At 73.6% G+C, this 23,827-nt stretch carries 18 protein-coding genes; 14 read left to right on the forward strand and 4 right to left on the reverse strand.

Translation table 11 applies throughout. The features are described from left to right. Nucleotides 1–9: 9 nt before the first annotated feature. A complete protein-coding gene (locus tag O7612_RS07605) occupies nucleotides 10–969 on the forward strand; it encodes an electron transfer flavoprotein subunit alpha/FixB family protein (RefSeq protein ID WP_282271695.1) in 960 nt (319 codons plus the stop codon). A 302-nt stretch (nucleotides 970–1,271) separates the two neighbouring features. Here the strand turns inward: O7612_RS07605 and O7612_RS07610 are convergent, their stop codons facing one another. After that, the gene (locus O7612_RS07610) at nucleotides 1,272–2,144 is read right to left on the reverse strand and encodes an anti-sigma factor (protein WP_282271697.1); all 873 of its coding nucleotides are present in this window, start codon (nucleotides 2,142–2,144) and stop codon (nucleotides 1,272–1,274) included. Continuing rightward, a complete protein-coding gene (locus O7612_RS07615) occupies nucleotides 2,098–2,700 on the reverse strand; it encodes a sigma-70 family RNA polymerase sigma factor (RefSeq protein WP_282271699.1) in 603 nt (200 codons plus the stop codon). Before O7612_RS07615 ends, O7612_RS07610 begins: the two co-directional genes overlap by 47 nt. A gap of 249 nt (nucleotides 2,701–2,949) precedes the next feature. Between O7612_RS07615 and O7612_RS07620 the strand changes: the two genes are divergently transcribed. The 7 genes from O7612_RS07620 (at nucleotide 2,950) to O7612_RS07650 (ending at nucleotide 9,564) form a co-directional block, all read left to right on the forward strand. After that, a complete protein-coding gene (locus tag O7612_RS07620; protein WP_282271701.1) occupies nucleotides 2,950–3,780 on the forward strand; it encodes a DUF4397 domain-containing protein in 831 nt (276 codons plus the stop codon). Then, nucleotides 3,777–4,439: a class F sortase gene (locus tag O7612_RS07625; protein WP_282271703.1), complete on the forward strand. Its 663-nt coding sequence runs from the start codon at nucleotides 3,777–3,779 to the stop codon at nucleotides 4,437–4,439. The genes O7612_RS07620 and O7612_RS07625 overlap by 4 nt, the downstream gene beginning before the upstream one ends. A 199-nt stretch (nucleotides 4,440–4,638) precedes the next feature. Next, a complete protein-coding gene (locus O7612_RS07630; protein ID WP_282271704.1) occupies nucleotides 4,639–5,814 on the forward strand; it encodes a cysteine desulfurase family protein in 1,176 nt (391 codons plus the stop codon). A gap of 101 nt (nucleotides 5,815–5,915) precedes the next feature. Beyond that, nucleotides 5,916–6,989 carry a tRNA 2-thiouridine(34) synthase MnmA gene (mnmA, locus tag O7612_RS07635; protein ID WP_282273832.1) on the forward strand — a complete coding sequence of 358 codons (1,074 nt, stop codon included), beginning with the start codon at nucleotides 5,916–5,918 and terminating at the stop codon, nucleotides 6,987–6,989. Nucleotides 6,990–7,016: 27 nt separating this feature from the next. After that, complete coding sequence (locus O7612_RS07640; protein WP_282271706.1) at nucleotides 7,017–8,024, forward strand: methionine synthase; 1,008 nt, start codon at nucleotides 7,017–7,019, stop codon at nucleotides 8,022–8,024. 37 nt (nucleotides 8,025–8,061) lie between these two features. Then, nucleotides 8,062–8,430 carry a VOC family protein gene (locus O7612_RS07645; protein WP_282271708.1) on the forward strand — a complete coding sequence of 123 codons (369 nt, stop codon included), beginning with the start codon at nucleotides 8,062–8,064 and terminating at the stop codon, nucleotides 8,428–8,430. Nucleotides 8,431–8,562: 132 nt separating this feature from the next. Further along, nucleotides 8,563–9,564 carry an ADP-ribosylglycohydrolase family protein gene (locus tag O7612_RS07650; RefSeq protein ID WP_282271710.1) on the forward strand — a complete coding sequence of 334 codons (1,002 nt, stop codon included), beginning with the start codon at nucleotides 8,563–8,565 and terminating at the stop codon, nucleotides 9,562–9,564. Between the two features lie 15 nt (nucleotides 9,565–9,579). On the opposite strand, the gene O7612_RS07655 is transcribed toward O7612_RS07650, so the two are convergent. Next, nucleotides 9,580–10,092 carry a type II toxin-antitoxin system PemK/MazF family toxin gene (locus O7612_RS07655; protein ID WP_067314841.1) on the reverse strand — a complete coding sequence of 171 codons (513 nt, stop codon included), beginning with the start codon at nucleotides 10,090–10,092 and terminating at the stop codon, nucleotides 9,580–9,582. Between the two features lie 181 nt (nucleotides 10,093–10,273). On the opposite strand from O7612_RS07655, the gene ligA reads away from it, so the two are divergent. From ligA to O7612_RS07685, 6 genes are all read left to right on the forward strand, one after another. Further along, nucleotides 10,274–12,412, forward strand: coding sequence for an NAD-dependent DNA ligase LigA (gene ligA / locus O7612_RS07660; protein WP_282273833.1), 2,139 nt, complete (start codon nucleotides 10,274–10,276; stop codon nucleotides 12,410–12,412). Between the two features lie 211 nt (nucleotides 12,413–12,623). After that, on the forward strand, nucleotides 12,624–15,101 hold the full coding sequence (locus O7612_RS07665; RefSeq protein ID WP_282271714.1) for an EAL domain-containing protein: 2,478 nt from the start codon (nucleotides 12,624–12,626) through the stop codon (nucleotides 15,099–15,101). A gap of 232 nt (nucleotides 15,102–15,333) precedes the next feature. Continuing rightward, nucleotides 15,334–15,639 carry an Asp-tRNA(Asn)/Glu-tRNA(Gln) amidotransferase subunit GatC gene (gene gatC / locus O7612_RS07670; protein ID WP_067307096.1) on the forward strand — a complete coding sequence of 102 codons (306 nt, stop codon included), beginning with the start codon at nucleotides 15,334–15,336 and terminating at the stop codon, nucleotides 15,637–15,639. Between the two features lie 76 nt (nucleotides 15,640–15,715). After that, nucleotides 15,716–17,191 (forward strand): Asp-tRNA(Asn)/Glu-tRNA(Gln) amidotransferase subunit GatA, encoded by a 1,476-nt coding sequence (gene gatA, locus O7612_RS07675; protein ID WP_282271718.1) that lies wholly within the window; start codon nucleotides 15,716–15,718, stop codon nucleotides 17,189–17,191. Nucleotides 17,192–17,204: 13 nt separating this feature from the next. After that, nucleotides 17,205–18,704 (forward strand): Asp-tRNA(Asn)/Glu-tRNA(Gln) amidotransferase subunit GatB, encoded by a 1,500-nt coding sequence (gatB, locus tag O7612_RS07680; RefSeq protein ID WP_282271720.1) that lies wholly within the window; start codon nucleotides 17,205–17,207, stop codon nucleotides 18,702–18,704. A gap of 158 nt (nucleotides 18,705–18,862) precedes the next feature. Next, nucleotides 18,863–21,220: a transketolase C-terminal domain-containing protein gene (locus O7612_RS07685; protein WP_282271722.1), complete on the forward strand. Its 2,358-nt coding sequence runs from the start codon at nucleotides 18,863–18,865 to the stop codon at nucleotides 21,218–21,220. Between the two features lie 942 nt (nucleotides 21,221–22,162). On the opposite strand, the gene O7612_RS07690 is transcribed toward O7612_RS07685, so the two are convergent. Further along, nucleotides 22,163–23,797, reverse strand: coding sequence for a metallophosphoesterase (locus O7612_RS07690; RefSeq protein WP_282271723.1), 1,635 nt, complete (start codon nucleotides 23,795–23,797; stop codon nucleotides 22,163–22,165). Nucleotides 23,798–23,827 lie beyond the last annotated feature (30 nt).

The raw sequence follows: 23,827 nt of genomic DNA on the forward strand, positions 1-23,827 counted from the left end.
GGTCTGAACATGGCTGAGGTTCTCGTCGTCGTCGAAGCCACCAGGGAATTCGGCGTCAAGAAGGTCACCCTGGAAATGCTCACCCTGGCCCGCGAGCTGGGCACCCCGAGCGCCGTGGTGCTCGGCGGCGCCGGTGCCGCCGAGGCGCTGCGCGCCAAGCTCGGCGAGTACGGCGCGGAGAAGATCTACGCCGCCGAGAGCGAGGAGATCGACGGTCACCTGGTGGCCCCCAAGGCGACCGTGCTGGCCGAACTGGTCAACCGGGTGCAGCCGGCCGCCGTCCTGCTGGCCTCGGCCCAGGAGGGCAAGGAGATCGCCGCCCGGCTGGCCGTCAAGCTGGACAACGGCATCCTGACCGACGTGGTCGGCCTCGACGCCGACGGCACCGCCACCCAGGTCGCCTTCGCCGGCTCCACCATCGTCAAGTCCAAGGTCACCAAGGGCCTGCCGCTGATGACCGTACGACCGAACTCGGTCACCCCGACCCCGGCGGCGGCCACCCCGGCCGTCGAGCAGCTCACCGTGTCGGTCACCGACACCGACAAGCTGGCGAAGGTCGTCGAGCGGGTCGCCGAGCAGAAGGGCTCGCGTCCCGAGCTGACCGAGGCCGGCATCGTGGTCTCCGGCGGTCGTGGCGTCGGCAACGCCGACAACTTCAAGCTGGTCGAGGAGTTGGCCGACCTGCTCGGAGGCGCGGTCGGCGCGTCCCGGGCGGCCGTCGACTCCGGGTACTACCCGCACCAGTTCCAGGTCGGGCAGACCGGCAAGACCGTGTCCCCGCAGCTCTACGTCGCGCTGGGCATCTCCGGCGCGATCCAGCACCGGGCCGGCATGCAGACCTCGAAGACGATCGTCGCGGTGAACAAGGACGGCGAGGCACCGATCTTCGAGCTGGCCGACTACGGCGTGGTGGGCGACCTGTTCAAGATCGTCCCGCAGGCCGCCGAGGAGATCCGCAAGCGCAAGTGACCCGTCCGGGTCCGCACGGGGCCGCCGTCCGCAGTGCCGGGCGGCGGCCCCGTCATGTGTGGCACCGGCCTCGATGCCGCGCGTCGCCGGGCGGTCGTGCGCGCAGCCGGCCACGCCGCCGGTGCTGCCGGGCGGTGGCCCGGTGGTGCGTGGTCCCCGGCGGTGGTCGGGACCGGGCGCTGGCCGGGAGCGGGCGCTGGCCGGGAGCGAGCGGTTGTCTGGACCGGGCACCGGTCGCGGCCGGGAGGCCGGGGTGGTGAGGGAGCTGATCGGCGGGCCGGGGAGCTGAACCGGCCCGCCGATCAGCCCGTCAGGGTGCCCCTCAGCAGGCTGTCGCCGGAGTGGGCGGGCCGGTTGTCGTACTCCTCGGCGGAGACGTCGACCACGGAATAGGCCTGGAGATCGACATTCGGCGGCAGGGGCAGCAGGGCGTCACCCGAGCTACCGCGCAGCACACCCACCGAGAACATCTCCATGGTCGTCGGGTTGATCAGCCACACCTCGTAGTACCCCGAAACGTCCGGGAGATTCGCGACGTGCAGGTGGAGCCGACCGTCGGCGAAGACCCGGGCGGCGCCGTTGGCGTCCTTCGGCGTGCTGCCGTACGCCGCGAGCGGCGCGCTGGCCAGCACGGTCTGCCGGGGTGCGGGCCCGTCACGGTCGCCGAGGACGGCGACGGTGCCGAGCATCGCGATCACCGCGGCGGCGGTCGCCGTGACGACCGTGGTCGCCCACCGTGGCCAGCGTCGGCCCCGCCGGGACCGCGGTGCCGGTCCCGGGGCGGCGCGCTCCCCGTCCGGTCGCGACGACCGCTGCCGGCGGGGCTCCGGCCGGTCGCCGGTCACCGCCGACGGCGGCCGGTGGGGAAGGCCGGGCGGCTCCTCGACCAGCGGCTGCGGACGTACCCCCGCCAGGCCCTGGCGATGGGCCTCGGCCAGGGACGGCAGCTTCTCGGCGGCGTCGATCTCGGCCAGCACGCCCGCCCACACGTGGGCCGGTGGGTCGGGCAGGTCGCGCAGGCCCTGGGTGTCCGCGCCCAGCCCGGCGATGTGCCGCAGCGTCTCCAGCTCACCCCGGCAGCTCACACACGCGTCGAGGTGGTCGGTCTCACCGTGGCCCGCCTCGCTCTCACCGAGCGCCAGAAAGACCAGCCGGTCGTGGTCCAGGTGCGGCACCGTCCACCTCCCATCTGCGTTTCAAGCTCGCCATACCCCGTCTGATGTGGCTCTTGACCGTACCCAGCGGCACGCCGGTCATCGTCGAGATCTGCTGGTGGGTCAGGTCGTCGTAGAAGGCCAGCTCCAACATCCGTCGTTGGTCGTCCGGGAGCCGGGCCAGCTCGTCGGCGATCACCAGCCGGTCGACCACGCTGTCCGGGTCGCCACCGGTGGCGACCGGCTCGGGTAGTTGCCGGACCGTCTCCACCACCCGGTTCTCCCGGGCCGAGGCGCGCAGCCGGTCGATCACCTTGCGTCGGCCGATGCCGAGCAGCCAGCCGATCAGCGAACCCTTGGCCGGGTCGAAGGTGTCCCGCCCCAGCCAGGCGGCGACGAACGTCGCCTGGGTCACGTCCTCCGCGTCGCTGCGGTTGGCCAGCGTGTTGGTCGCCAGGTGGAACACCGCCCGACCGAACCGGTCGTACGCCTCCCGCAGCGCGCTCTCGTCACCCGCCCGGAAGCGAACGGCCAGCTCGTCGGGGGGTGGATCGGGATCCTGTCCTGCTGTTCCCACCGCTGTCACCGGGCGGGTCGCCTTTCCTGGGGCATGCCCGACTGTAACTCCCACAGCCTCCGCCCCACTCTCCGGTCCGGGTGCGCCTCCACTCGTCTCACCTGCTCTTCGTCCCCGACGGCCGCCCCGGATGCGCTTCGGGCGAAGAAAAGAAAGTGGTCCGCCGCTGCATCCGGTACGGCGACGGGTGGCGTAACCCGTTCTGCAAGCCAGACCTGACGAACCAGTACCAATCACCAGGAGGCAGACATGCAGCTCGCTATCTTCCGTCGGGTCGCCGCAGGCGGTGCGGTGGCCGCCCTGGCCTTCGCGGGCGTCGGCGCCGCGACCACGAGCCCGGCCTACGCCGCCTCGTCCAAGGTCTCCGTCGTGCACGGCATCCCGGACACCCCGGTCGACGTCTACGTCAACGGCAAGAAGACCCTCGACAACTTCAAGCCCGGGGACGTGGCCGGCCCGCTGACCCTCTCCGAGGGCGAGTACGACATCGCCCTGACCAAGCCCGGAGAGCCCGTCGGCAGCGCGATCCTGAAGGTCGACAACGCCGAGGTGCCCGGCGGCGCCAACATCAGCCTCGCCGCGCACCTCAGCGCGGACGGCAAGCCGCAGATCACCCCGTTCGTCAACGACACCGCCAAACTGGCCGCCGGCAAGGCCCGGCTGATCGTCCGGCACACCGCCGCCGCCCCGGCGGTCGACGTACGGGCGGGCGGCAAGCCGGTCTTCGAGGGGCTGACCAACCCGAAGGAGGCCAAGGCCGACGTCGACGCCGGCACGGTCAAGGCCGACGTGGTGCTGGCCGGCACCGACACCGTGGCGATCGGCCCGGCGGACCTGAACCTCAAGGAGGGCACCGCCACCATCGTCTACGCGACCGGCTCCGCCGAGGGCAAGAACCTCGACCTGGTCGCCCAGACCATCACCGGCCTGCACTCCGCCCCGGGCGGGGTGCCCAGCGGCACCGGTGGGCAGGCCGGCACCGGCGTGGACACCTGGTGGTACGTGCTGGCCGGTGCGGGCGTCCTGCTGCTGGTCGGCGGTGGCGCGCGGGTGGCCGCCACCCGGACCGGTCGCCGGTGACGGTGCGACACCGCGGGGCGCTGGCGGCGATGGCCGCCGGCGTCGCCGCGCTCACCATCGCCACCGTGGTCGCCTGCGGATCGCAACCCGCCGAGGACGTCGGCACCGACGAGGCGGCGGCCCTGGCCAGCAGCAACCCGCCGAGCCCGACGACCGGCAGCGGCCCGTCCGTCCCGGTGACCGCCGGCGACCTGCCCACCGGCGAGCGGACCGTCCCACCGGTGAAGCTGCGCATCCCGGCCATCGACGTCACCGCCACGGTCAACCCGGTGGGCGTCGACACCAGGACCGACGAGTTCGACGTCCCGCCGAGCGTCGACCAGATCGGCTGGTACCGGTACGGCCCCGGGTTGGAGGCCGCCGCCGGCTCGGTGGTGATCGCCGGTCACGTCGACAGCTCCGAGCAGGGCAAGGGGGCGTTCTTCCGGCTCCGCGAGCTGGACCGCGGAGACACCCTCACCGCCACCGGCACGGACGGGAGGCAGCGGGCCTACCGGGTCGTCGCCCGCGAGGAGTACGCCAAGACGAAGATCCCGCTGGACCGGTACTTCGCCCGGGACGGCAAGCCCCGTCTCACGTTGATCACCTGTGGTGGCCCGTTCGACCCGAAGACCCGCCACTACCGGGACAACATCGTCGTCACCGCCGTACCGGCCTGACGCTCGCCGTGCCGAGGTGGCGTGACGTCGTGGTGCCGACGTGACGGCCGTGCCGACGGGACGTGAGCGTGCCGGCCGGGGCCGGGGCCGAACTGGTCCCGGCCCCGGCCGCCTGGTCCTGCGGCCGGGCCGATCCACCCTTCGGTACGAGTGGTCCGGTATCCGGCTGACCACGCGTCGGCCGTTACGCTGAACGGTGATGGCATACCTGGATCACGCGGCGACCACCCCGATGCTCGACGAGGCGTTGGCGGCGTACGTCGCCACCGCCCGTGAGGTCGGCAACGCGTCGTCGTTGCACGCGGCAGGCCGGCGTGCCCGGCGTCGGGTGGAGGAGTCCCGCGAGCGGGTGGCCGCGGTACTCGGCGCCCGCCCGTCCGAGGTCATCTTCACCGGCGGTGGAACCGAGAGCGACAACCTCGCCGTCAAGGGCATCTTCTGGGCACGGCGGGCCGCCCGGCCCGACCGGCTCCGGGTGGTCTCCAGCGCGGTCGAGCACCACGCGGTCCTCGACGCGGTCGACTGGCTGGCCGAGCACGAGGACGCCGAGGTCGACTGGTTGCCGACGGACGCCGCCGGCCAGCTCGACCCGGAACTGCTCCGCGCCCGGTTGACCGGGCACGCCGAGCGGGTGGCCGTGGTGACCGCCATGTGGGCCAACAACGAGGTGGGCACCGTCCAACCGGTGGCCGAGCTGGCCGCGGTGGCCGCCGAGCACGGGGTGCCGTTCCACACCGACGCGGTGCAGGCGGTCGGCCAGGTCCCGGTCGACTTCGCGGCCAGCGGGGTGTCCGCGCTGACCGTGACCGGGCACAAGCTCGGCGGTCCGACCGGGGTCGGCGCGCTGCTGCTCGCCCGGGACGTCGCGGCGACCCCGCTGCTGCACGGCGGCGGGCAGGAACGGGACGTCCGCTCCGGCACGCTCGACACCGCGGGCATCGTCGCCTTCGCGGTCGCCGTCGAGACGGCGGTCAAGAGCCAGCAGGAGTACGCGACCCGGGTGGCCGGGCTCCGCGACGACCTGGTCCGGCGGGTCCGGGAGGCGGTGCCCGAGGTGGTGTTCAACGGCGACACCGTCAACCGGCTGCCCGGCAACGCGCACTTCTCCTTCCCCGGTTGCGAGGGGGACGCCCTGCTGCTCCTGCTCGACGCCCAGGGCATCGCCTGCTCCACCGGCTCGGCCTGCTCGGCCGGGGTGGCCCAGCCCAGCCACGTCCTGCTCGCGATGGGCGCCGACCACGACCGGGCCCGCTCCTCGCTGCGCTTCACCCTCGGCCACACCAGCACCCCCGCCGACGTCGACGCCCTCATCGCCGCCCTCCCCACCGCCGTCGACCGCGCCCGCCGGGCCGCCGCCCTCCGCACCCCCCACTGACTCCCACCCCGAGCCTCTTCCGGCCTGTCACCGGGGCGGGATGGGAGGGGAGCGGGGCCGGGGCGGGGGTGGGTAGGGTTGGTGGGGAGAGGGGTGTGGCTGTGAGGGTTCTGGCGGCGATGTCGGGCGGGGTGGACTCCGCTGTCGCGGCGGCGCGGGCGGTGGCGGCCGGGCACGACGTGACCGGGGTGCACCTGGCGCTGGCCCGTAATCCGCAGACCTTCCGGACCGGAGCCCGGGGGTGCTGCACGCTGGAGGACTCCCGGGACGCGCGGCGGGCCGCCGACGTGCTCGGCATCCCCTTCTACGTGTGGGACATGGCCGAGCGGTTCCACGCCGACGTGGTGGACGACTTCGTCGCCGAGTACGCGGCCGGCCGTACCCCGAATCCGTGTCTGCGGTGCAACGAGAAGATCAAGTTCGCGGCGGTGCTGGACCGGGCCGTGGCGCTGGGCTTCGACGCCGTGGTCACCGGTCACCACGCCCGGCTCGGCCCCGACGGTCTGCTGCGCCGCAGCGTCGACCTCGGCAAGGACCAGTCGTACGTGTTGGCGGTGCTGACCCGGGCGCAGCTCGACCGGTCGATGTTCCCGCTCGGCGACTCCACCAAGGCGGAGGTCCGGGCCGAGGCGGCCCGGCGTGACCTGGCGGTGGCCGAGAAGCCCGACTCGCACGACATCTGCTTCATCGCCGACGGCGACACCCGGGGTTTCCTCGCCGGGCGGCTCGGCGAGGCCCCCGGCGAGGTGGTCGACGCGTTGACCGGCGCGGTGGTGGGCAGCCACACCGGCGCGTACGCCTACACGGTGGGTCAGCGGCGCGGCCTGCACCTGGACCGCCCGGCCCCGGACGGCCGACCGCGCTACGTGCTCTCCATCACCCCGAAGACCAACACGGTCACCGTCGGTCCCGCCGAGGCGCTGGAGGTCTCCCTGGTCCGCGCCAGCCGTCCGGTGTGGACCGGTGGCGAGCTGCCGAGCGCGCCCGTCGAGTGCGAGGTGCAGTTGCGGGCGCACGGTGACGTCGTGCCGGCGACGGTGACGGTGGACGGCGACACGTTCGTCGCCGAGCTGCGGCGTCCGGTCCGGGGGGTGGCCGCCGGGCAGGCCGTCGTGGCGTACCGGCCGGACCCGGCCGGGGACGTGGTGCTCGGCTCCGCCACCATCACCGGCTGATCCGCCGGGGACGGTTACCCTTCGGCGGTGACCCAACAGCAACTCTGGCCCTGGCCGGTGGGCTCGGCGACCGGCATCGGTTCGCTGCCCGGCACCGACATCGCCGAGGCGCAGCGGATCGTCCTCGGTGAACTGCCCGCCCTGCCGCACCTGCCCGAGTTGCCCGCCCGGGGGCCGGGCGCTGACCTGATCGGGCGTACCGGCGGGCTGCTGGTCGAGCTGCCGGTCGAGCTGTACGCCGCCCGGTGGCGGATCGCCCCCCGCCCCGGCCGGGACCTGCGCCGTGCCCGGGACCTGATGGAACGGGACCTGGACCAGCTCGCCGAGCAGGCCGAGGCGTACGCCGGGCCGGTGAAGGTGCAGGCCGCGGGGCCGTTCACCCTGGCCACCGCGGTGGAGTTGCCGATCGGCGGTCGGCTGCTGCGCGACCCCGGGGCGGTACGGGAGCTGACCGCCTCGCTGGCCGAGGGGCTGCGGCTGCACGTCGAGGCGGTGGCCCGTCGGCTGCCCCGGGCGTCGGTGCTGCTCCAGCTCGACGAGCCGTCGCTGCCGGCGGCCCTGGCCGGTCGGGTGCGCACCGAGAGCGGGCTGGGCACCTACCGACCGGTGGACACCGCCGTCGCCCGTGGTCTGCTCGGCGAGGTGATCAACGCGGTCGGGGTGCCGACCGTGGTGCACTGCTGCGCGTCGGACGTGCCGCTGGAGCTGCTGCGCACCGCCGGGGCGGTCGGGGTGGCGCTGGACCTCGCCCTGCTCACCGATCTGGACCCGCTGGGCGAGGCGATCGACGCCGGGTTCGGCCTGCTGGCCGGGGTGGCACCGACGCAGCCGTCGTCGGCCGGCCACCCACCGACCTCGGCCCAGCTCGCCGACCGGGTACGCGGGCTCTGGGACCGGCTCGGCTTCCCGCGCCGTCAACTCGCCGAACAGGTGGTGGTCACCCCGGCGTGTGGGCTGGCCGGGGCCACCCCGGAGCATGCCCGTGCCGTCCTGACCGCCTGCCGGGACGCCGGGCGGCGGCTGCACGAGGCGTGAGGGTTTTCCGTCGTACCGGGTGGGCAGGATGACGGTCATGATCGGACAACTGCGTACCGTGGCCATCGACTGCCCCGACCCGCGCGCCCTGGCCGGCTTCTACGCCGAACTGCTCGGGCTGCCCCTGGTCGAGGAGGACTCCGAGGGCAACGAGTGGGTGGTGCTCGGCGGACCGGTCGGGCGGTCGCCCCGGCTCGCCTTCCAACAGGCACCCGACCTGATCCCCCCGGCCTGGCCGGACCCGGCCCGTCCGCAGCAGATCCACCTCGACGTCACGGTCGACGACATCGAGGTGGCCGAGCAGGCGGCGCTCGCCCTGGGCGCCCGTCGGCTCCCCGGCGAGGGGGAGGGCTTCCGGGTCTACGCCGACCCGGTGGGCCACCCCTTCTGTCTCTGCTGGGACTGACGGCCGCCCGTCGGTCGTCAGTCGTCGGCCGCCGGTCGTCGCCCGCCGCTCGTCGGCCGTCGGCCGTCGGCCGTTGGTCGCCACCCCGGCCGCCGGCGTGCCGGGGTGGCCGGGGCGGGGCATGATCGGGTCGTGACCGAATCCCCGCTCCGCCGCGCCTCCGGTTCGCTCTTCGGGCTGGCCTACGGCGACGCGCTCGGCAAGCCGACCGAGTTCCTCTCCGTACCGGAGATCCACCGTCGGTACGGCCCCGGCGGGCCACGGGAACTGGTCGGCGATCCGGTGCTGGTCACCGACGACACCCAGATGGCGCTCGCGGTGGGGTGGGCCCTGTACGACGCCCCCGCGCACACCCCGGAGGTGGTCGAACCGCTGCTCCGGCAGCGCTTCCTGGACTGGGCCGCCAGCCCGGACAACAACCGCGCACCGGGGATGACCTGCCTGCGGGCCTGCGGAGAGCTGGGTCGGGGGTTGGCCTGGCAGCAGGCGACGGTGATCGACTCGAAGGGGTGCGGCGCCAACATGCGGGTCACCCCGGTCGGGCTGCTCGACGTCGACCTGGACACCCTCGCCGGGCTGTCCCAGCTCCAGGCCGGTCTCACCCACGGCCACCCGACCGGCCTGGCCGCCAGCGAACTGACCGCGTACGCGGTGCGGCTGCTGCGGGGCGGCGCGGCACCGGCGGAGCTGCCCGGCCTGCTCGCCGACCGGGCCCGCACCGAGCGGCGGACGTACCGGGACGACTGGCTCGGTGACCTGTGGCAACGGTCGGGGGCGGACTCCCCGGCCGCGTTCGTCACGCTGGGCTGGGACGAGTGCCTGGAGGCGCTGGACCGGCTCACCGCCGCGCTGCGCCGGCCGGACGACGGCGGCGACCCGTGCCGGTACACCGGTGAGGGATGGGTCGCCGAGGAGGCGCTGACCACCGCGCTGCTCTGCGTCCTGTGGCACCCCGACGACCCGGTCGCCGCGATCGCCCGGGGGGCGGCCACCGCGGGCGACTCGGACTCGATCGCCGCGTTGGCCGGCGCGTTCCTCGGGGCCGCGCACGGGCTGCCGGCCTGGCCGCCCGGCTGGTCCACCCGCATCGAGTACGCCGACCAGCTCACCACCCTCGGCACGGCCTGGGACTGACCCGCCGCGGATCGGTCAGGCCGGGCTGCGCCGTCCGTGCAGGCGCTTCACCTGACGCCACAGGGCCGGGTCGCAGCCGCCGGCCCGGCGGGAGAACGCGTCGGCCGGGATCCGTAGCGGCTCGGCGAGGTCGAGCCAGCTGTCGTGTTCGGCGTCCGGATCCCAGTCCCGGGTCGGGATCCGCACATGGTCGTCCCGGTCGCTCTTGTCCTGGCTGGTGATCTTGAGTACCTCGGCACCCCGGTCGTCGGCCCGCACCACCAGGCAGGGCCGGACCTTCGAGCCGGTGCCGTCGTGGAACGGCACGTCCGCCCACCAGATGTCACCCGGTCGGGGCGTACCGGTGGGGGTGCGGGGGCGGGGTGGCGCGGTCGGTCGGGCCCGGTCGCGGGGCGGGGTGCCACGCGGCGGCCGGGTGCGCTGGCCGCCGCTGGAGGGTCGGCCACCGCGTCGACGCCACTCGTTCCAGACCCAGCCGGCGACGACCGCCAGCACGATCAGCAGCCCCCACCACACCCACTCCGGCATCGATACCCCGCCTCCGTCCGGGCGGCACCGCGCCGCCGAGGTGCGGCGATCGTCGCACGGTCGGACGGCGGGCGCCCGTCGGGCGCGGTGGGGGAGGCCGGGGGAATGTCCCACCGGCCCGTTACCGTGCTCCAGTAGCGTGATCACCGGGGAGGTTCGCACGATGTCCGGAGGCGACAGGGTGTCGGAAGAAGAGGTTCCCCAGCAGGTCAGTGCGGCACAGGAGGCGGCGGCCGGTGGTGAGCCGACCCCCGAGGCGCGGGAGCGGCACGCCACGCTGAGCCAGGAGCTGACCGAACACCAGTACCGTTACTACGTCCTCGACGCGCCGACGATTCCCGACGCCGAGTTCGACCGGCAGCTGCGCGAGCTGGAGGCGCTGGAGGCGGAGTACCCGGCGCTGCGCACCCCGGACTCACCGACGCAGCGGGTCGGCGGCACGTTCTCCACCGACTTCACCCCGGTCACCCACGCCGAGCGGATGCTCTCACTGGACAACGCCTTCGCCGACGAGGAGCTGGCCGCCTGGGCCGAGCGGGTCGAGCGGGACGCCGGTGGACCGGTGCCCTACCTGTGCGAGCTGAAGGTCGACGGCCTGGCCATCAACCTGACCTACGAGAAGGGTCGGCTGGTGCGGGCGGCCACCCGGGGCGACGGGCGCACCGGCGAGGACGTCACCGCCAACGTCCGCAGCATCCGGAGCGTGCCGGCCCGGCTCACCCCGTCCGACGAGTTCCCCGACGTTCCGGAGCTGCTGGAGGTACGCGGCGAGATCTACTTCCCGGTCGCCGGCTTCGCCGACCTCAACGCCACCCTGGTCGAGCAGGGCCGGGCACCGTTCGCCAACCCGCGCAACGCGGCCGCCGGCAGCCTGCGCCAGAAGGACCCACGGATCACCGCGTCCCGGCCGCTGCGGCTGGTGGTGCACGGCACCGGCGCCCGTACCGGCTTCCGTCCGGCCACCCAGTCCGAGTCGTACGCGGCCCTGAAGGCGTGGGGACTGCCGACCAGCGACCGTTGGCGGGTGGTGCCGGACCTCGCCGGGGTGGCGGAGTACGTCGCCCACTACGCCGAGCACCGGCACGACGTCGAGCACGAGATCGACGGGGTGGTGGTGAAGGTCGACCCGGTCCCCATCCAGGGCCGGCTCGGCTCGACCAGCCGGGCGCCCCGCTGGGCGATCGCCTTCAAGTATCCGCCGGAGGAGGTCAACACCCGGCTGCTCGACATCGAGGTGGGCGTCGGGCGGACCGGTCGGATCACCCCGTACGCGGTGCTGGAGCCGGTGCACGTGGCCGGCTCGACGGTCGCCCAGGCCACCCTGCACAACGCCCGTGAGGTCGAGCGTAAGGGGGTGCTGATCGGGGACACGGTGGTGCTGCGCAAGGCCGGCGACGTGATCCCCGAGGTGCTCGGTCCGGTGGTCGAGCTGCGTCCCGCCGACGCCCGTCCGTTCGTCATGCCGACCACCTGCCCGTCCTGCGGCACCCCGCTCGCCCCGGCCAAGGAGAGCGACGTCGACATCCGTTGCCCCAACACCCGCAGCTGTCCCGCGCAGTTGCGGGAGCGGGTCTTCCACCTCGCCGGGCGGGGCGGATTCGACATCGAGGTGCTCGGCTACAAGGGTGCCGCCGCGCTGCTCGATGCCGAGATCATCACCGACGAGGGCGACCTGTTCTCCCTCGACGCCGAACGGCTCGCCCGTTCCCCGTTCTTCGTCAACAAGGACGGCAGCCTCGGCACCAACGCGACCAAGCTGCTCGACAACCTCGCCGTGGCCCGGGAACGCGACCTGTGGCGGGTGCTGGTGGCGCTCTCCATCCGGCACGTCGGCCCGACCGCCGCACAGGCCCTGGCCCGGCACTTCCGCTCTGTCGAGGCGATCGAGGCGGCGGCCGAGGAGGAGCTGTCCTCGGTCGACGGTGTCGGCCCGACGATCGCCGCCAGCATCAAGGAGTGGTTCGCCGTCGACTGGCACCGCGACGTGGTCCGCAAGTGGGCCGCGGCGGGGGTACGGATGGCCGAGGAGGCGGTCGACGAGGGGCCGCGCCCGCTGGAAGGGGTGACCGTGGTGGTGACCGGCACGCTGGCCGGGTTCAGCCGGGACCAGGCGGCCGAGGCGATCCAGAGCCGGGGCGGGAAGGTCACCGGCTCGGTCTCCAAGAAGACCGGTTTCGTGGTGGTGGGCGACAACCCCGGTTCCAAGGCGGACAAGGCGGCCGGGCTGAAGGTGCCGGTGCTCGACGAGGACGGCTTCCGGGTGCTGCTGGACGCCGGCCCGGACGCCGCCCGGGAGGTGGCCCGGGTCGAGGAGAGCTGACCCGACCGCCGGCCGGTGCCGCACCCGACCCGCGCCGGCCGGACGTCGCATGTCCCGCTCCACCCATAGGCGACTCTTGGGTCGTATACCAACTTAGTCACGACTACACCCGATTCGTGACTGTCGTGCGGGTCCACCGGCCGGCAGGGCGTTTCATGGTGGCAGGTGTACGGCCGGCGTACACCCTGACGGGGTGTGCCCGGGAGGTGCGATGGAGTCCGCCGATCCCCGCAACCGCCTCCCGTCCGGGCGGGAGACGCCGTTCCTGTGCCTCGTCGCCGGGGTGATCGGCCTGGCGGTCGTGGTCTCCGTCCTGCCGCTGGTCGGTCTCGCCGGTCGTCCGGACCTGCTGTCGGCGGCGTTCTGGACGATGGCGGTGCTCGCGGTCGGGTGCGACGCCCGCCCCTTCGTGCCCTCGGGACGCCGACAGACCTCCGCGGTCTTCCCCTCCACCTGTTTCACCTTCGCCATCCTGCTCGGTTGGGGGCTCGGCCCGGCGGTGCTCGTGCAGACCGTCGCGGTCGTCGTCTCCGGCGTACGGCTGGGACACGCCCCCTGGCGGACCGCCTTCAACGCGGCCCAGTACACCTGTGCGCTGGCCGCCGCGTACCTGGTGCTCCGGCTCGGGCCGGGCGGCCTGTTCGACGGCCACCGGCCGGGTTGGACCGACGTCCTGGCCGCGGCCGGCGCGACGGTCACCTGGTTCGTGGTCAACTACGGACTGGTCAGCACCGCGCTGCGACTGCGGTTCGGCGGCCGGTGGTGGCCTGCGGCCCGACAGGGGCTGCCGTTCGAGCTGCTCTCCACCGGTTCGCTGCTGCTGCTCGCCCCGGTCCTGGTCACCGCCGCGCGGGCCACCGCCGCGTTGATTCCGCTGGTGCTGGTGCCGCTGTTCGCGGTCTACCGGATGGCCTACCTCTCCGACGAGCAGGAACAGCTCGCCGCCCTCGACCCGCTCACCGGCCTGCCCAACCGCAAGGCGCTGCTCGCCGAGGTGGCCGAGCAGGTGCACCGGCACGCCGAGCGGGTCGCCCGGGGTGAGCCCGGCGGGCGGCTGGCCCTCCTGCTGATCGACCTGGACCGGTTCAAGAACGTCAACGACGCGCTCGGCCACGCGGTCGGGGACCGGCTGCTGGTCGAGGTGAGCGCCCGGCTGGCCGGGGTGGTGCGCGACCGGGACCTGCTGGCCCGGCTCGGTGGTGACGAGTTCGCCATCGTGGCCGGCGGGCTCGACGGTGTGGACGGGGCGCGGGAGCTGGCCGGTCGGGTGGCCGCCGCGCTGACCGAGCCGGTGTCGTTGGACGGGCTGCCGCTGGACGTCGGCGGCTCGATCGGCATCGCGCTCTATCCCGAGCACGGCGCGGACTACGCCACCCTGATGCGCCACGCCGACGTCGCCATGTACGACGCCAAGCACCGCCACGACACCGTGGCCGTGTACACCGCCGAGTCCGACCACCATTCCGCCGAGCGGTTGGCGCTCCTGGCCGACCTGCGCCGCGTACTGGAGGCGAGGCCGGCAGCCGGGCGGACCGTGCGGGGTGGCGACGGCGCGGTGCTGCCGCCCCGGCTGGCGACCGGTCCGCCGGGTACGGACGTCCCGGCCGGTGGACCGGGCACCGGCGCCGCTCCGGATCCCGGCGGCGACCCGGCTACCGGCCCGTGGTGGCTGCCCCGCCGACGTCCCCGGCCGGCCCCGGCCCAGCCCGACGAGTTGCTGAACCGCATCCTCACCGGTGCCGACCCGGTCCGCCGGCACCGCGGCGACCCGCCGCACCGGCCGGCGCCGCCCGGCTCGCCCCCGCCCGGATCCGGGGCGGGCGGGACACCCGGGCCGACCGGGCGGACGGCCCGGCCGGCGGCCGGCGACCCGGCGGGCGGGGGCGGCCCGGCCGGGGGCACGGGGGAGAGCGGCGAGATCACCATGTACTACCAACCGCAGGTCGCCATCGCCACCGGGGAGGTGGTCGGGGTGGAGGCGTTGTTGCGGTGGCGGCACCCGCGTCGGGGGATGGTCGACCCGGAGGAGCTGATCCGGGTGGCCGAGCAGAGCGCCGTGATGCGTCTGCTCACCTACCGGGTGGTCGAGGACGTGGTGGAGCAGCTCGCCAAGTGGTCGGCGGCCGGGATCACGCTCCGGGCGTCGCTCAACGTCAGTGTCCGTGACCTGCACACCGACGAGATCGTCGACCGGATCGCCGACCGGCTGGCCCACTGCGGGGTACGCCCGGAACGGCTGCAACTGGAGATCACCGAGGGGGCGCTGATGGCCGACCCCCGACGGGTGCTCGCCACCATCACCCGGCTGCACCAGCTCGGGGTGGCCATCTCGCTGGACGATTTCGGCACCGGCTACTCGTCGTTGCAGCACCTGCGCCGGCTGCCGTTGTCCGAGGTGAAGGTGGACCGGTCGTTCGTGCTGGGGATGGCCGACGACGCCGACGACGCGGCGATCGTCCGGTCGACGATCGAGTTGGCCGGGGCGCTCGGCCTGCGGGTGGTGGCCGAGGGGGTGGAGGACGAACGGACCTGGCGGTTGCTGTACGCGGCCGGCTGCGACGCCGCGCAGGGCTGGTTCTACGCCCGCCCGATGCCCGCCGAGGAACTGGCAGCCTGGCTGGCCCGTTACCGCCCGCTGAGCCCGGTCCCGAGCCCGGACGCCGAGATCCCCCGCCGGCACGCCCGCTGACCGCCCGGTGCCCGGCCGGGGCGGCCGGGGCGGACCGCGCCGGTGGCCACGGCGGGGCCGACCGCGGGCGGACCCGGGGGTGACGCGGGCCGGCCGCTCCGGGCGGGAGGGGGAGTCGGAGACGTCGGCGTGCGCGCAGGACAATAGACTCGCTCCGGTCACCGCGCGTCATCCCGCCGACGACGCGGCCGGCACACCCAGACGCAGCAGCACAGTCACGAAGGGGGCACCGATGGCCGCCATCTCCCGCGAGGAGGTCGCGCACCTCGCGCGACTGTCGCGGCTCGCCGTCACCGAGGAGGAGCTGGACACCTTCGCCGGCCAGCTGGACGTGATCCTCCAGTCGGTCGCGCAGGTCGGCGAGGTCACGGCGGCGGACATCCCGCCGACCTCGCACTCGGTTCCGCTGACCAACGTGCTCCGCGAGGACGTGGTGGTGCCCGGGTTGACCCCGCAGGAGGCGCTGTCGGGTGCCCCCGACGTCGCCGAGCAGCGGTTCCGCGTACCGCGGATCCTGGACGAGGACGTGGCGTCGTGAGCGGGCGTGACAGGTGGACCATCGAGCCCAGTGCGCCGGGTGTCCGGGGCGCCGGTGAGCGGAGCGAGGCGACGGCATGACCGACCTGACCAGAATGACCGCGACCGAGCTGGCCGGGCTGGTGGCCGCCGGGGAGACCTCCGCCGTCGAGGTGACCCGGGCACACCTGGACCGGATCACCGCCGTCGACGACCGGGTGCACGCGTTCCTGCACGTCGACACCGAGGGGGCGCTGGCCGCCGCCCGCGCGGTCGACGACCGGCGGGCGGCCGGCGAGGAGCTGGGGCCGCTGGCCGGGGTGCCGGTGGCGGTGAAGGACGTGCTCACCACGAAGGGTGTGCCGACCACGGTCGGCTCGAAGATCCTCGAAGGCTGGCGTCCGCCGTACGACGCGACGATCGTGCAGCGGCTGCGCGCGGCCGGCACGGTGATGCTCGGCAAGACCAACATGGACGAGTTCGCAATGGGCTCCTCCACCGAGTACTCCGCCTACGGCCCGACGCACAACCCGTGGGACCTGGCCCGGATCCCCGGCGGCTCCGGCGGGGGCAGCGCCGCCGCGCTGGCCGCGTACGAGGCCCCGCTGGCCATCGGCTCCGACACCGGTGGCTCGATCCGCCAGCCCGGCGCGGTCACCGGCACCGTCGGCGCGAAGCCCACCTACGGCGGCACCTCCCGGTACGGCCTGGTCGCGTTCTCCTCCTCGCTGGACACCCCCGGCCCGTGCGCCCGGACCGTGCTCGACGCGGCGCTGCTGCACCAGGTCATCGGCGGGCACGACCCGCGTGACTCCACCTCCATCCCGCAGCCGGTGCCGGACGTGGTGGCCGCCGCGAAGCTCGGTGCGAGCGGCGACCTGACCGGGGTGAAGCTCGGCATCGTCAGGGAGTTCACCGGCGAGGGCGCGGAGCCGGGCGTGATGGCCGCGTTCCGCGAGTCGGTCGACACCCTGGCCAAGCTGGGCGCGGAGATCGTCGAGGTGTCCTGCCCGCACTTCCGGTACGCGCTGCCGGCGTACTACCTGATCGCGCCGAGCGAGTGCTCCTCCAACCTGGCCCGGTTCGACGGGGTGCGGTTCGGCCTGCGGGTCGGCGACGACGGGAACCGGTCGCTGGAGGAGGTCATGTCGCTGACCCGGGAGGCCGGCTTCGGCGCCGAGGTCAAGCGGCGGATCATGGTCGGCACCTACGCGCTCTCCTCGGGCTACTACGACGCCTACTACGGGCAGGCGCAGAAGGTCCGTACCCTGATCACCCGGGACTTCACCGCGGCGTTCGAGCAGGTCGACGCGCTGATCTCGCCCACCACGCCGTTCGTGGCGTTCCCGGTCGGGGCGCGCACCGCCGACCCGTACCAGATGTACCTGGCGGACCTGTTCACCATCCCGACGAACCTGTACGGCGGGCCGGGCATCTCGGTGCCGTGCGGCCTGTCCGAGGGGCTGCCCGTCGGCCTGCAGGTGATGGCCCCGACGATGGCCGACGACCGGATGTACCGGGTCGCCGCCGCGCTGGAGTCCGTGGTCGGCACGTTCACCCCACCGGCACTGTGAGGCTGGAGTTCAGATGACGACGACACTGCCCGCGTACGACGAGGTCGTTGCGCGCTACGAGCCGGTGATCGGCCTGGAGACCCACGTCGAGCTGGGTACGAACACCAAGATGTTCTGCGGCTGCCCGACCGACTTCGGCGGCGAGCCGAACACCCGGGTCTGCCCGGTCTGCCTCGGCCTGCCCGGGTCGCTGCCGGTGGCCAACAAGGCGGCCATCGAGGCGACCATCCGGATCGGCCTGGCGCTGAACTGCTCCATCGCGTCGTGGTGCCGGTTCGCCCGGAAGAACTACTTCTACCCGGACATGCCGAAGGACTTCCAGATCAGCCAGTACGACGAGCCGCTGTGCTCCGACGGCTACCTGGACGTCGAGGTCGACGGCGAGCTGGTGCGGATCGGCATCGAGCGGGTGCACCTGGAGGAGGACACCGGCAAGACGCTGCACGTCGGCGGGGCCACCGGCCGGATCCACGGCGCGACCGAGTCGCTGGTCGACTACAACCGGGCCGGCATCCCGCTGGTGGAGATCGTCACCAAGCCGGTCCCGGGCACCGGCGCGCTCGCCCCCGAGGTGGCCAAGGCGTACGTGACCGAGCTGCGGGACGTGCTGCGCTCGCTGGGCGTCTCCGACGTCCGGATGGAGGAGGGGTCGCTGCGCTGCGACGTCAACACCTCCCTCAACCTGCCGGGCGAGGAGTGGGGCACCCGCACCGAGACCAAGAACGTCAACTCGCTGCGGTCGGTGGAGCGGGCGGTCCGCTCGGAGATCCTGCGCCAGGCGTCGGTGCTCGACGCGGGCGGCCGGATCACCCAGGAGACCCGGCACTTCCACGAGGACACCGGGGACACCACGCCGGGCCGGTCCAAGGAGACCGCCACCGACTACCGCTACTTCCCGGAGCCGGACCTGGTGCCGCTCGCCCCGGACACCGCCTGGGTGGCCGAGCTGAAGGCGGCCCTGCCGGAGCTGCCCCGGCTGCACCGTCGCCGGCTCCAGGAGCAGTGGGGCCTGTCCGACCTCGACATGCAGTCGGTGCTCAACGCCGGTGCCGTCGAGCTGATCGAGGCGACCGTGGCGGCCGGCACCACCCCGGCGGCGGCCCGCAAGTGGTGGCTGGGTGAGCTGTCCCGCCGGGCCAACGAGACCGGCACCGAGCTGGCCGACATCGGGGCCACCCCGGCGCAGGTCGCCGAGCTCCAGGGCCTGGTCGACGCGGGCAAGCTCAACGACAAGCTGGCCCGGACGGTGCTGGAGGGCGTGGTCGACGGTGAGGGTTCGCCGACCGAGATCATGACCAACCGGGGCCTGGAGGTGGTCTCCGACACCGGGGCGCTCACCGCCGCCGTGGACGAGGCGATCGCCGCCAACCCGGCCATCGCCGACAAGATCCGCAGCGGCAAGGTGGCGGCGGTCGGCGCGCTGGTCGGCGCGGTGATGAAGGCGACCCGTGGCCAGGCCGACGCCAAGACCCTGCGGGACCTGATCCTGGAGCGCCTCGGCGTCCAGGGCTGACCCGCGCGGGCCGGAACCGGGGGGTTCCGGCCCGCGACCGGCGAGGGCCGCCGCCGTGACCCGGCGGTGGCCCTCACCCTTCCCCGGGGTACGCGCGTGATCCGCGCGGCACCTCACCACCGGAGGGCGTCAACGGCGACGCCCGGATGGAGTGACCCGTGAACGAGCACGACCTCGATGTCCTCGACGAGATCCAGCGACGGGTGCTGTGGCTCGCCACCCGGATCGTGGACGCGGCCAACCACGACCGGGACACCGGCGACGGCGTGAAGGTCGGTGGGCACCAGGCGTCCAGCGCCTCCCTGGTCACCGCGATGACCGCGCTCTGGTTCGCCCACCTGGACGCCGAGGACCGGGTGGCGGTCAAGCCGCACGCCTCCCCGGTGTTCCATGCGATCCAGTACCTGCTGGGCAACCTGGACCGGTCCTACCTGACACGGCTGCGGGCGCGGGGCGGGTTGCAGTCGTACCCGTCGCGGACCAAGGACCCGGACGCGGTGGACTTCTCCACCGGTTCGGTGGGGCTGGGCGCGGCGGCCCCGCTGTTCGCCGCGGTGACCCGACGCTACGTGGACGCCCACTTCGGGGCCCGACCGCACTCCCGGTTCGTTGCGTTGATCGGCGACGCCGAGCTGGACGAGGGGAACGTCTGGGAGGCGGTCGCCGATCCGGCCACCACCGGCCTGGGCAACGTGATGTGGCTGGTCGACTTCAACCGGCAGTCGCTGGACCGGGTGGTCCCCGGCATCCGGATCGACCAGTGGCGGGGGCAGTTCGAGGCCGCCGGCTGGCACGTGGTGGAGGTCAAGTACGGTCGCCGGCTCGCGCAGGCGTACGCCCGGCCGGGTGGTGCGGCGCTGCGGGACTGGATCGACCGGATGCCCAACGAGCAGTACCAGTCGCTGTTCGGGCTGGCCGGGCCGGCGTTGCGGGAGCGGTTCCTGGACGGTGCGCCGGCCGGGATCGCCGAGTTCATCGCCGACCTGACCGACGAGGAGCTGGCCCCGCTCGTCACCGACCTGGGCGGGCACGACCTGGCGGCGATGCTGGACGCGTACGCCCAGTGCGACGCGGTGACCGACCGGCCCAGCGTCGTGTTCGCGTACACGGTGAAGGGGTGGGGGTTGCCGCTCGCCGGCAACCCGCGCAACCATTCGGCGCTGCTGTCCACCGCGCAGATCGACGTGCTGCGGACCGCGCACGGCCTGACCACCGGGACCGAGTGGGACCGGCTGGACCCGGCGATCCCGGCCGGCATCCGGGCCGGCGCACGCCGTGAGGCGCTGGCCCGCGCGCCGCGCCGACGCTCGCTGGGGGTCACCGTGCCGGAGGCCACCGGGGTACGCACGCAGCGGCCGGTCTCCACCCAGGAGGCCTTCGGCCGGGTCCTGGTGGAGCTGGCCCGAAACCCGCAGGTGGCGCCCTACCTGGTCACCACCGCGCCGGACGTGGCCACCTCCACCAACCTCGCGGGGTTCCTCAACCGGACCGGGGTCTTCGCCCCGACCGAACGGCGGTCCTGGTCGGAGGACCGGATGCTGCGCTGGACGGAGAGCCCCACCGGGCAGCACATCGAGCTGGGCATCTCCGAGATGAACCTGTTCCTGCTGCTGGGGCAGCTCGGCCTGGCGTGGGACCTGTCCGGGCAGCCGCTGCTGCCGGTGGGCACCGTCTACGACCCGTTCGTGCTGCGCGGCCTGGACGCGTTCCTCTACGGCACCTACTCGGGTTCCCGGTTCGTGGTGGCCGGCACCCCGTCGGGGATCACGCTGGCCCCGGAGGGCGGTGCCCACCAGTCCACCATCACCGCCTCCGTCGGCCTGGAGCTGCCCGGCGTCACCTGCTGTGAACCGGCGTACGCGACCAGCCTCGACTGGCTGCTCTGCGACGCGCTCGGGCAGATCGCGCAGGGTGCCGCGCCGGCCGCCACCGCCGCGCCGGCCGAGGACGGGGCGTACTACTTCCGGTTGAGCACCCGCCCGCTGGACCAGACGCCGTTCGAGGCGGCCCGGGTCCGCCTCGGCGACGCGGTGCTGCGCCGGCAGGTGGTCGCCGGGGCGTACCGGCTGGTGGACGCGCACCAGACGCACCCGCACCTGGTGGACGCGCCGGTGGTCACCCTGGCCGCCTCGGGGGCGGTGCTGCCGGAGACGCTGGCCGCCGCCGCCGAGCTGGCCGAGGAGGGCATCGCCGCGCACGTGGTCGACGTGACCAGCCTCGACCGGCTGTACCGGGCCTGGCAGCGCACCCTGCGTCAGGGTGTCCGCACGGCGACCGTGCCGAGCGTCCCCGGCGCGTTGCGGGCGGCCTTCGGCGACCGTGCCCCGCTGGTGACCGTGCACGACGCCGCCTCGCACGCGATGGCCTGGCTCGGGTCGGCGCTCGGGGTGCCGGCGGTGCCGCTCGGGGTGGACGAGTTCGGCCAGTCGGGCAGCGTCCACGAGCTGTACGAACTGCACGACCTGCTCCCCGGCAGCATCGTCAACGCCGCCCTGGCCGCGCTGTCGCTGCGCTGACCGCCCCGCCCCTCTCCCTTTCTCGCCCTACTTTTCTGCCCTTTTCGTGGCCCCGTGTGGCCTGGTCTGCCCGTTCTGCCATTTTCGTGGTTTATGCGGCATGGTCTGCCTGTTCTACCCTCTGTGTGGTCCGTGCGGCCTGGTCTGTCTGGTCCGTGCGGCCTGGCCTGCCTCTTCTGATCTGCCCGGCCCGGTCCGCCTGATCTGCCTGCCTGGCCCGGCCCGGTCCGCCTGATCTGGCTGTCTGCCTGGCCCGGCCCGGTCCGCCTGATCTGGCTGTCTGCCTGGCCCGGTCCGCCTGATCTGGCTGTCTGCCTGGCCCGGTCCGTCGCGGACGACGACGTGGTCCTGACCGCGCCGGACGTCCAGGTGGGTGAGGCGGCGGTGACTGTCGTGCCACCCACGTCGCCGCCGCACCTATCCGCAGATCTGGCGCGGGCGTTGTCCTCTGTTCGGTAGTGGCGGTGCCGTGCCCACCATCCACCAGCGGAACGAGCTGCCGATTTGGTTACCATCCGTAAAATCCGCGACCGACACTGGTGAGGTGACCCTGAGTGTTCGATGCGGCAGCCCCCACCACCCGATTCCCCTCCTTTGCTCTGCTGCTACGGAGGCGACGCTCTTCTGATCAGGGAAAATGTGGAGGAATGTCAATGGTGCGGCAGGCGGCGCCATGACAGAGGGTGACTGTCGCCGATGGGGCGGCAGAGCAAAGTCTTCGAGTGTGGGTAGGTGGGTGTGGTCCACGATCACCCTTGGTGACGTCGAGCGGAGGATGGGCTCGGGTGGCGCGAGGACGTCGACGCGTCAGTGCCCGACGGCGGGGTACCGCCATGGCTGCCGGCTCCGCGCTGCCGGTTCCGGGCTGCCGGTCACGCATGGCCGCCTGCCCGTGGCCGCCTGCATGTGGCCGGCCTGCCCGCCGCCGCCTTTCGCTGGTCGTCAGCGGGTCGGGCTGGGGGTCGGCGAGGTGGGCGTCGGAGCGGTACCGGAGGGGGTCGGGGACTCCGATGCGCCCCGGGTCGGGGTGGGGGTCACCGGGACGTCGGCGCCCTTCGCCGGATCGCGGATCACGTGGCGTTCCAGGTTCACCTGGGCCTGACCGGTGCCCCCGACGGTGATGTCGTCGTACGCCTGGAGGAGTTTCTGCTGGTCGAAGTAGAGCACCGACATCGACAGCGGGGTGGGCTTCTCGCCCTCCAGGCCACGCAGCCCGGCACCGCCGGTGGAGCCCTCGACCATGAGCTGGGTGGTCTGCTGGCCGTCCACCTGTGGCAGCTTGGACATCTGCCGGGCGTGGGTGTGCCCGGCCAGAACCAGCGGGCAGGTGCCGGAGAGCGGTCCGGCCGAGGCCGGGTCGTGCACCAGCGCGATGTTCACCGGTCGCGGTGAGCTGCGGACCGTGGTGGCGAGCGTCTCACCGGCCCCGATGACCTGGTTGGCGACCTGGGCGGTGAGCCCGCTGCCGGCGGGTGAGGTCTCCTTGTCCGGGGTGAACCGGGGATCGCCGATGCCGGCGATGGTCAGCCCGGCGACGGTGGTGGTCGAGTTGTTCAGCACGACGGCGTTCGGCTGGCGGGCCACCGCCGCCGCCGTCCTGGGCGAGTCGTGGTTGCCCCGGATGTACACGTACGGCTTCTTGAGCAGGCCGATCGAGCCGACGTAGGACGCCTCGGGTTCGCTGCCCCAGTCGGTCAGGTCGCCGGTGTCGATCACCACGTCGATGCCGAACTGCTCGACCACGGTACGGATCAACTGCCAGCCGGTCGGGTTGAGGTGCATGTCGGACACGTGCAGCACCCGGGTGGTGCCCGGTGCCGGTTCGTACACCGGCAGCGCCGACACCGTGGTGTAGAGCTGGCTGACGTTGCCCACCAACCGTTGCAGCTGTTCGGCGTAGCGGCTGTAGTCGTTGGCGATCCGGCGCGCGTCGCCGACGATCGCCGGGGCGTTGACCAGCAGCCCCTCGTAGCGGGGCTCCTCGATGGCCTGCGGGCGCAGGGTGCCCGCCGCGAGGCCGAGGCTGCCGGCGGTCACCGCCAGGGCGAGCCCGCCGGCCCACGCGGTACGCCGGGTGTCCCGGAAGACCAGCGCGGCCAGCAGCAGGGTGGCCAGCACCGCCCCGCCGAGGGTGCGCAGCCCGAGCCGGAGAACCCCGTTTCGGACGTCCGTCACCGCCGACTGGCTGGCCCGGCTGATGCTCGCCGGGTCGTCGATCAACGCCTCGGTCTTGCGCTGGTCCAGCGCGCCCAGGCCGACCGTCAGGTGGGTCGGTCCCCGGTGGCTGTCGAGCTGGAGCGCGCCCAGCGGGGGGATGTCGACGGTGGTGCCGCCGCGTACGGCCGGCACCAGGGTCAGGTCGGCGCGGAACGGGCCGATGTCGGTGCTGACCCGGCCGGCGGCGAACACCCCGATGACCGTTCCGGTCAGGGCGACCAGCAGCACCGCCAGCACCACGCCGACCCGCCGGGCCTGCCCCGACCGACCGGCCGGCCACCAGGTGCGCCCGCGCCGCTCACGCCGGATGGGGGCGTCGCCGCCCCCGGCCCCGCGCTGCTCGTTCTCCTGACCGTCCATGCTGAGATTGTGACCTGCCCAGTGAAAGAT

The organism is Micromonospora sp. WMMD987 (assembly GCF_029581435.1).
GTDB lineage: Bacteria > Actinomycetota > Actinomycetes > Mycobacteriales > Micromonosporaceae > Micromonospora > Micromonospora rifamycinica.

Coding starts and splice junctions, on each gene's coding strand:
- gatC (WP_067307096.1), top strand. CDS start 15,334: ATGGCCGCCATCTCCCGCGAGGAGGTCGCGCACCTCGCGCGACTGTCG.
- O7612_RS07690 (WP_282271723.1), bottom strand. CDS start 23,797: ATGGACGGTCAGGAGAACGAGCAGCGCGGGGCCGGGGGCGGCGACGCC.
- gatA (WP_282271718.1), top strand. CDS start 15,716: ATGACCGACCTGACCAGAATGACCGCGACCGAGCTGGCCGGGCTGGTG.
- gatB (WP_282271720.1), top strand. CDS start 17,205: ATGACGACGACACTGCCCGCGTACGACGAGGTCGTTGCGCGCTACGAG.
- O7612_RS07630 (WP_282271704.1), top strand. CDS start 4,639: ATGGCATACCTGGATCACGCGGCGACCACCCCGATGCTCGACGAGGCG.
- O7612_RS07620 (WP_282271701.1), top strand. CDS start 2,950: ATGCAGCTCGCTATCTTCCGTCGGGTCGCCGCAGGCGGTGCGGTGGCC.
- O7612_RS07645 (WP_282271708.1), top strand. CDS start 8,062: ATGATCGGACAACTGCGTACCGTGGCCATCGACTGCCCCGACCCGCGC.
- O7612_RS07655 (WP_067314841.1), bottom strand. CDS start 10,092: ATGCCGGAGTGGGTGTGGTGGGGGCTGCTGATCGTGCTGGCGGTCGTC.
- O7612_RS07665 (WP_282271714.1), top strand. CDS start 12,624: ATGGAGTCCGCCGATCCCCGCAACCGCCTCCCGTCCGGGCGGGAGACG.
- O7612_RS07605 (WP_282271695.1), top strand. CDS start 10: ATGGCTGAGGTTCTCGTCGTCGTCGAAGCCACCAGGGAATTCGGCGTC.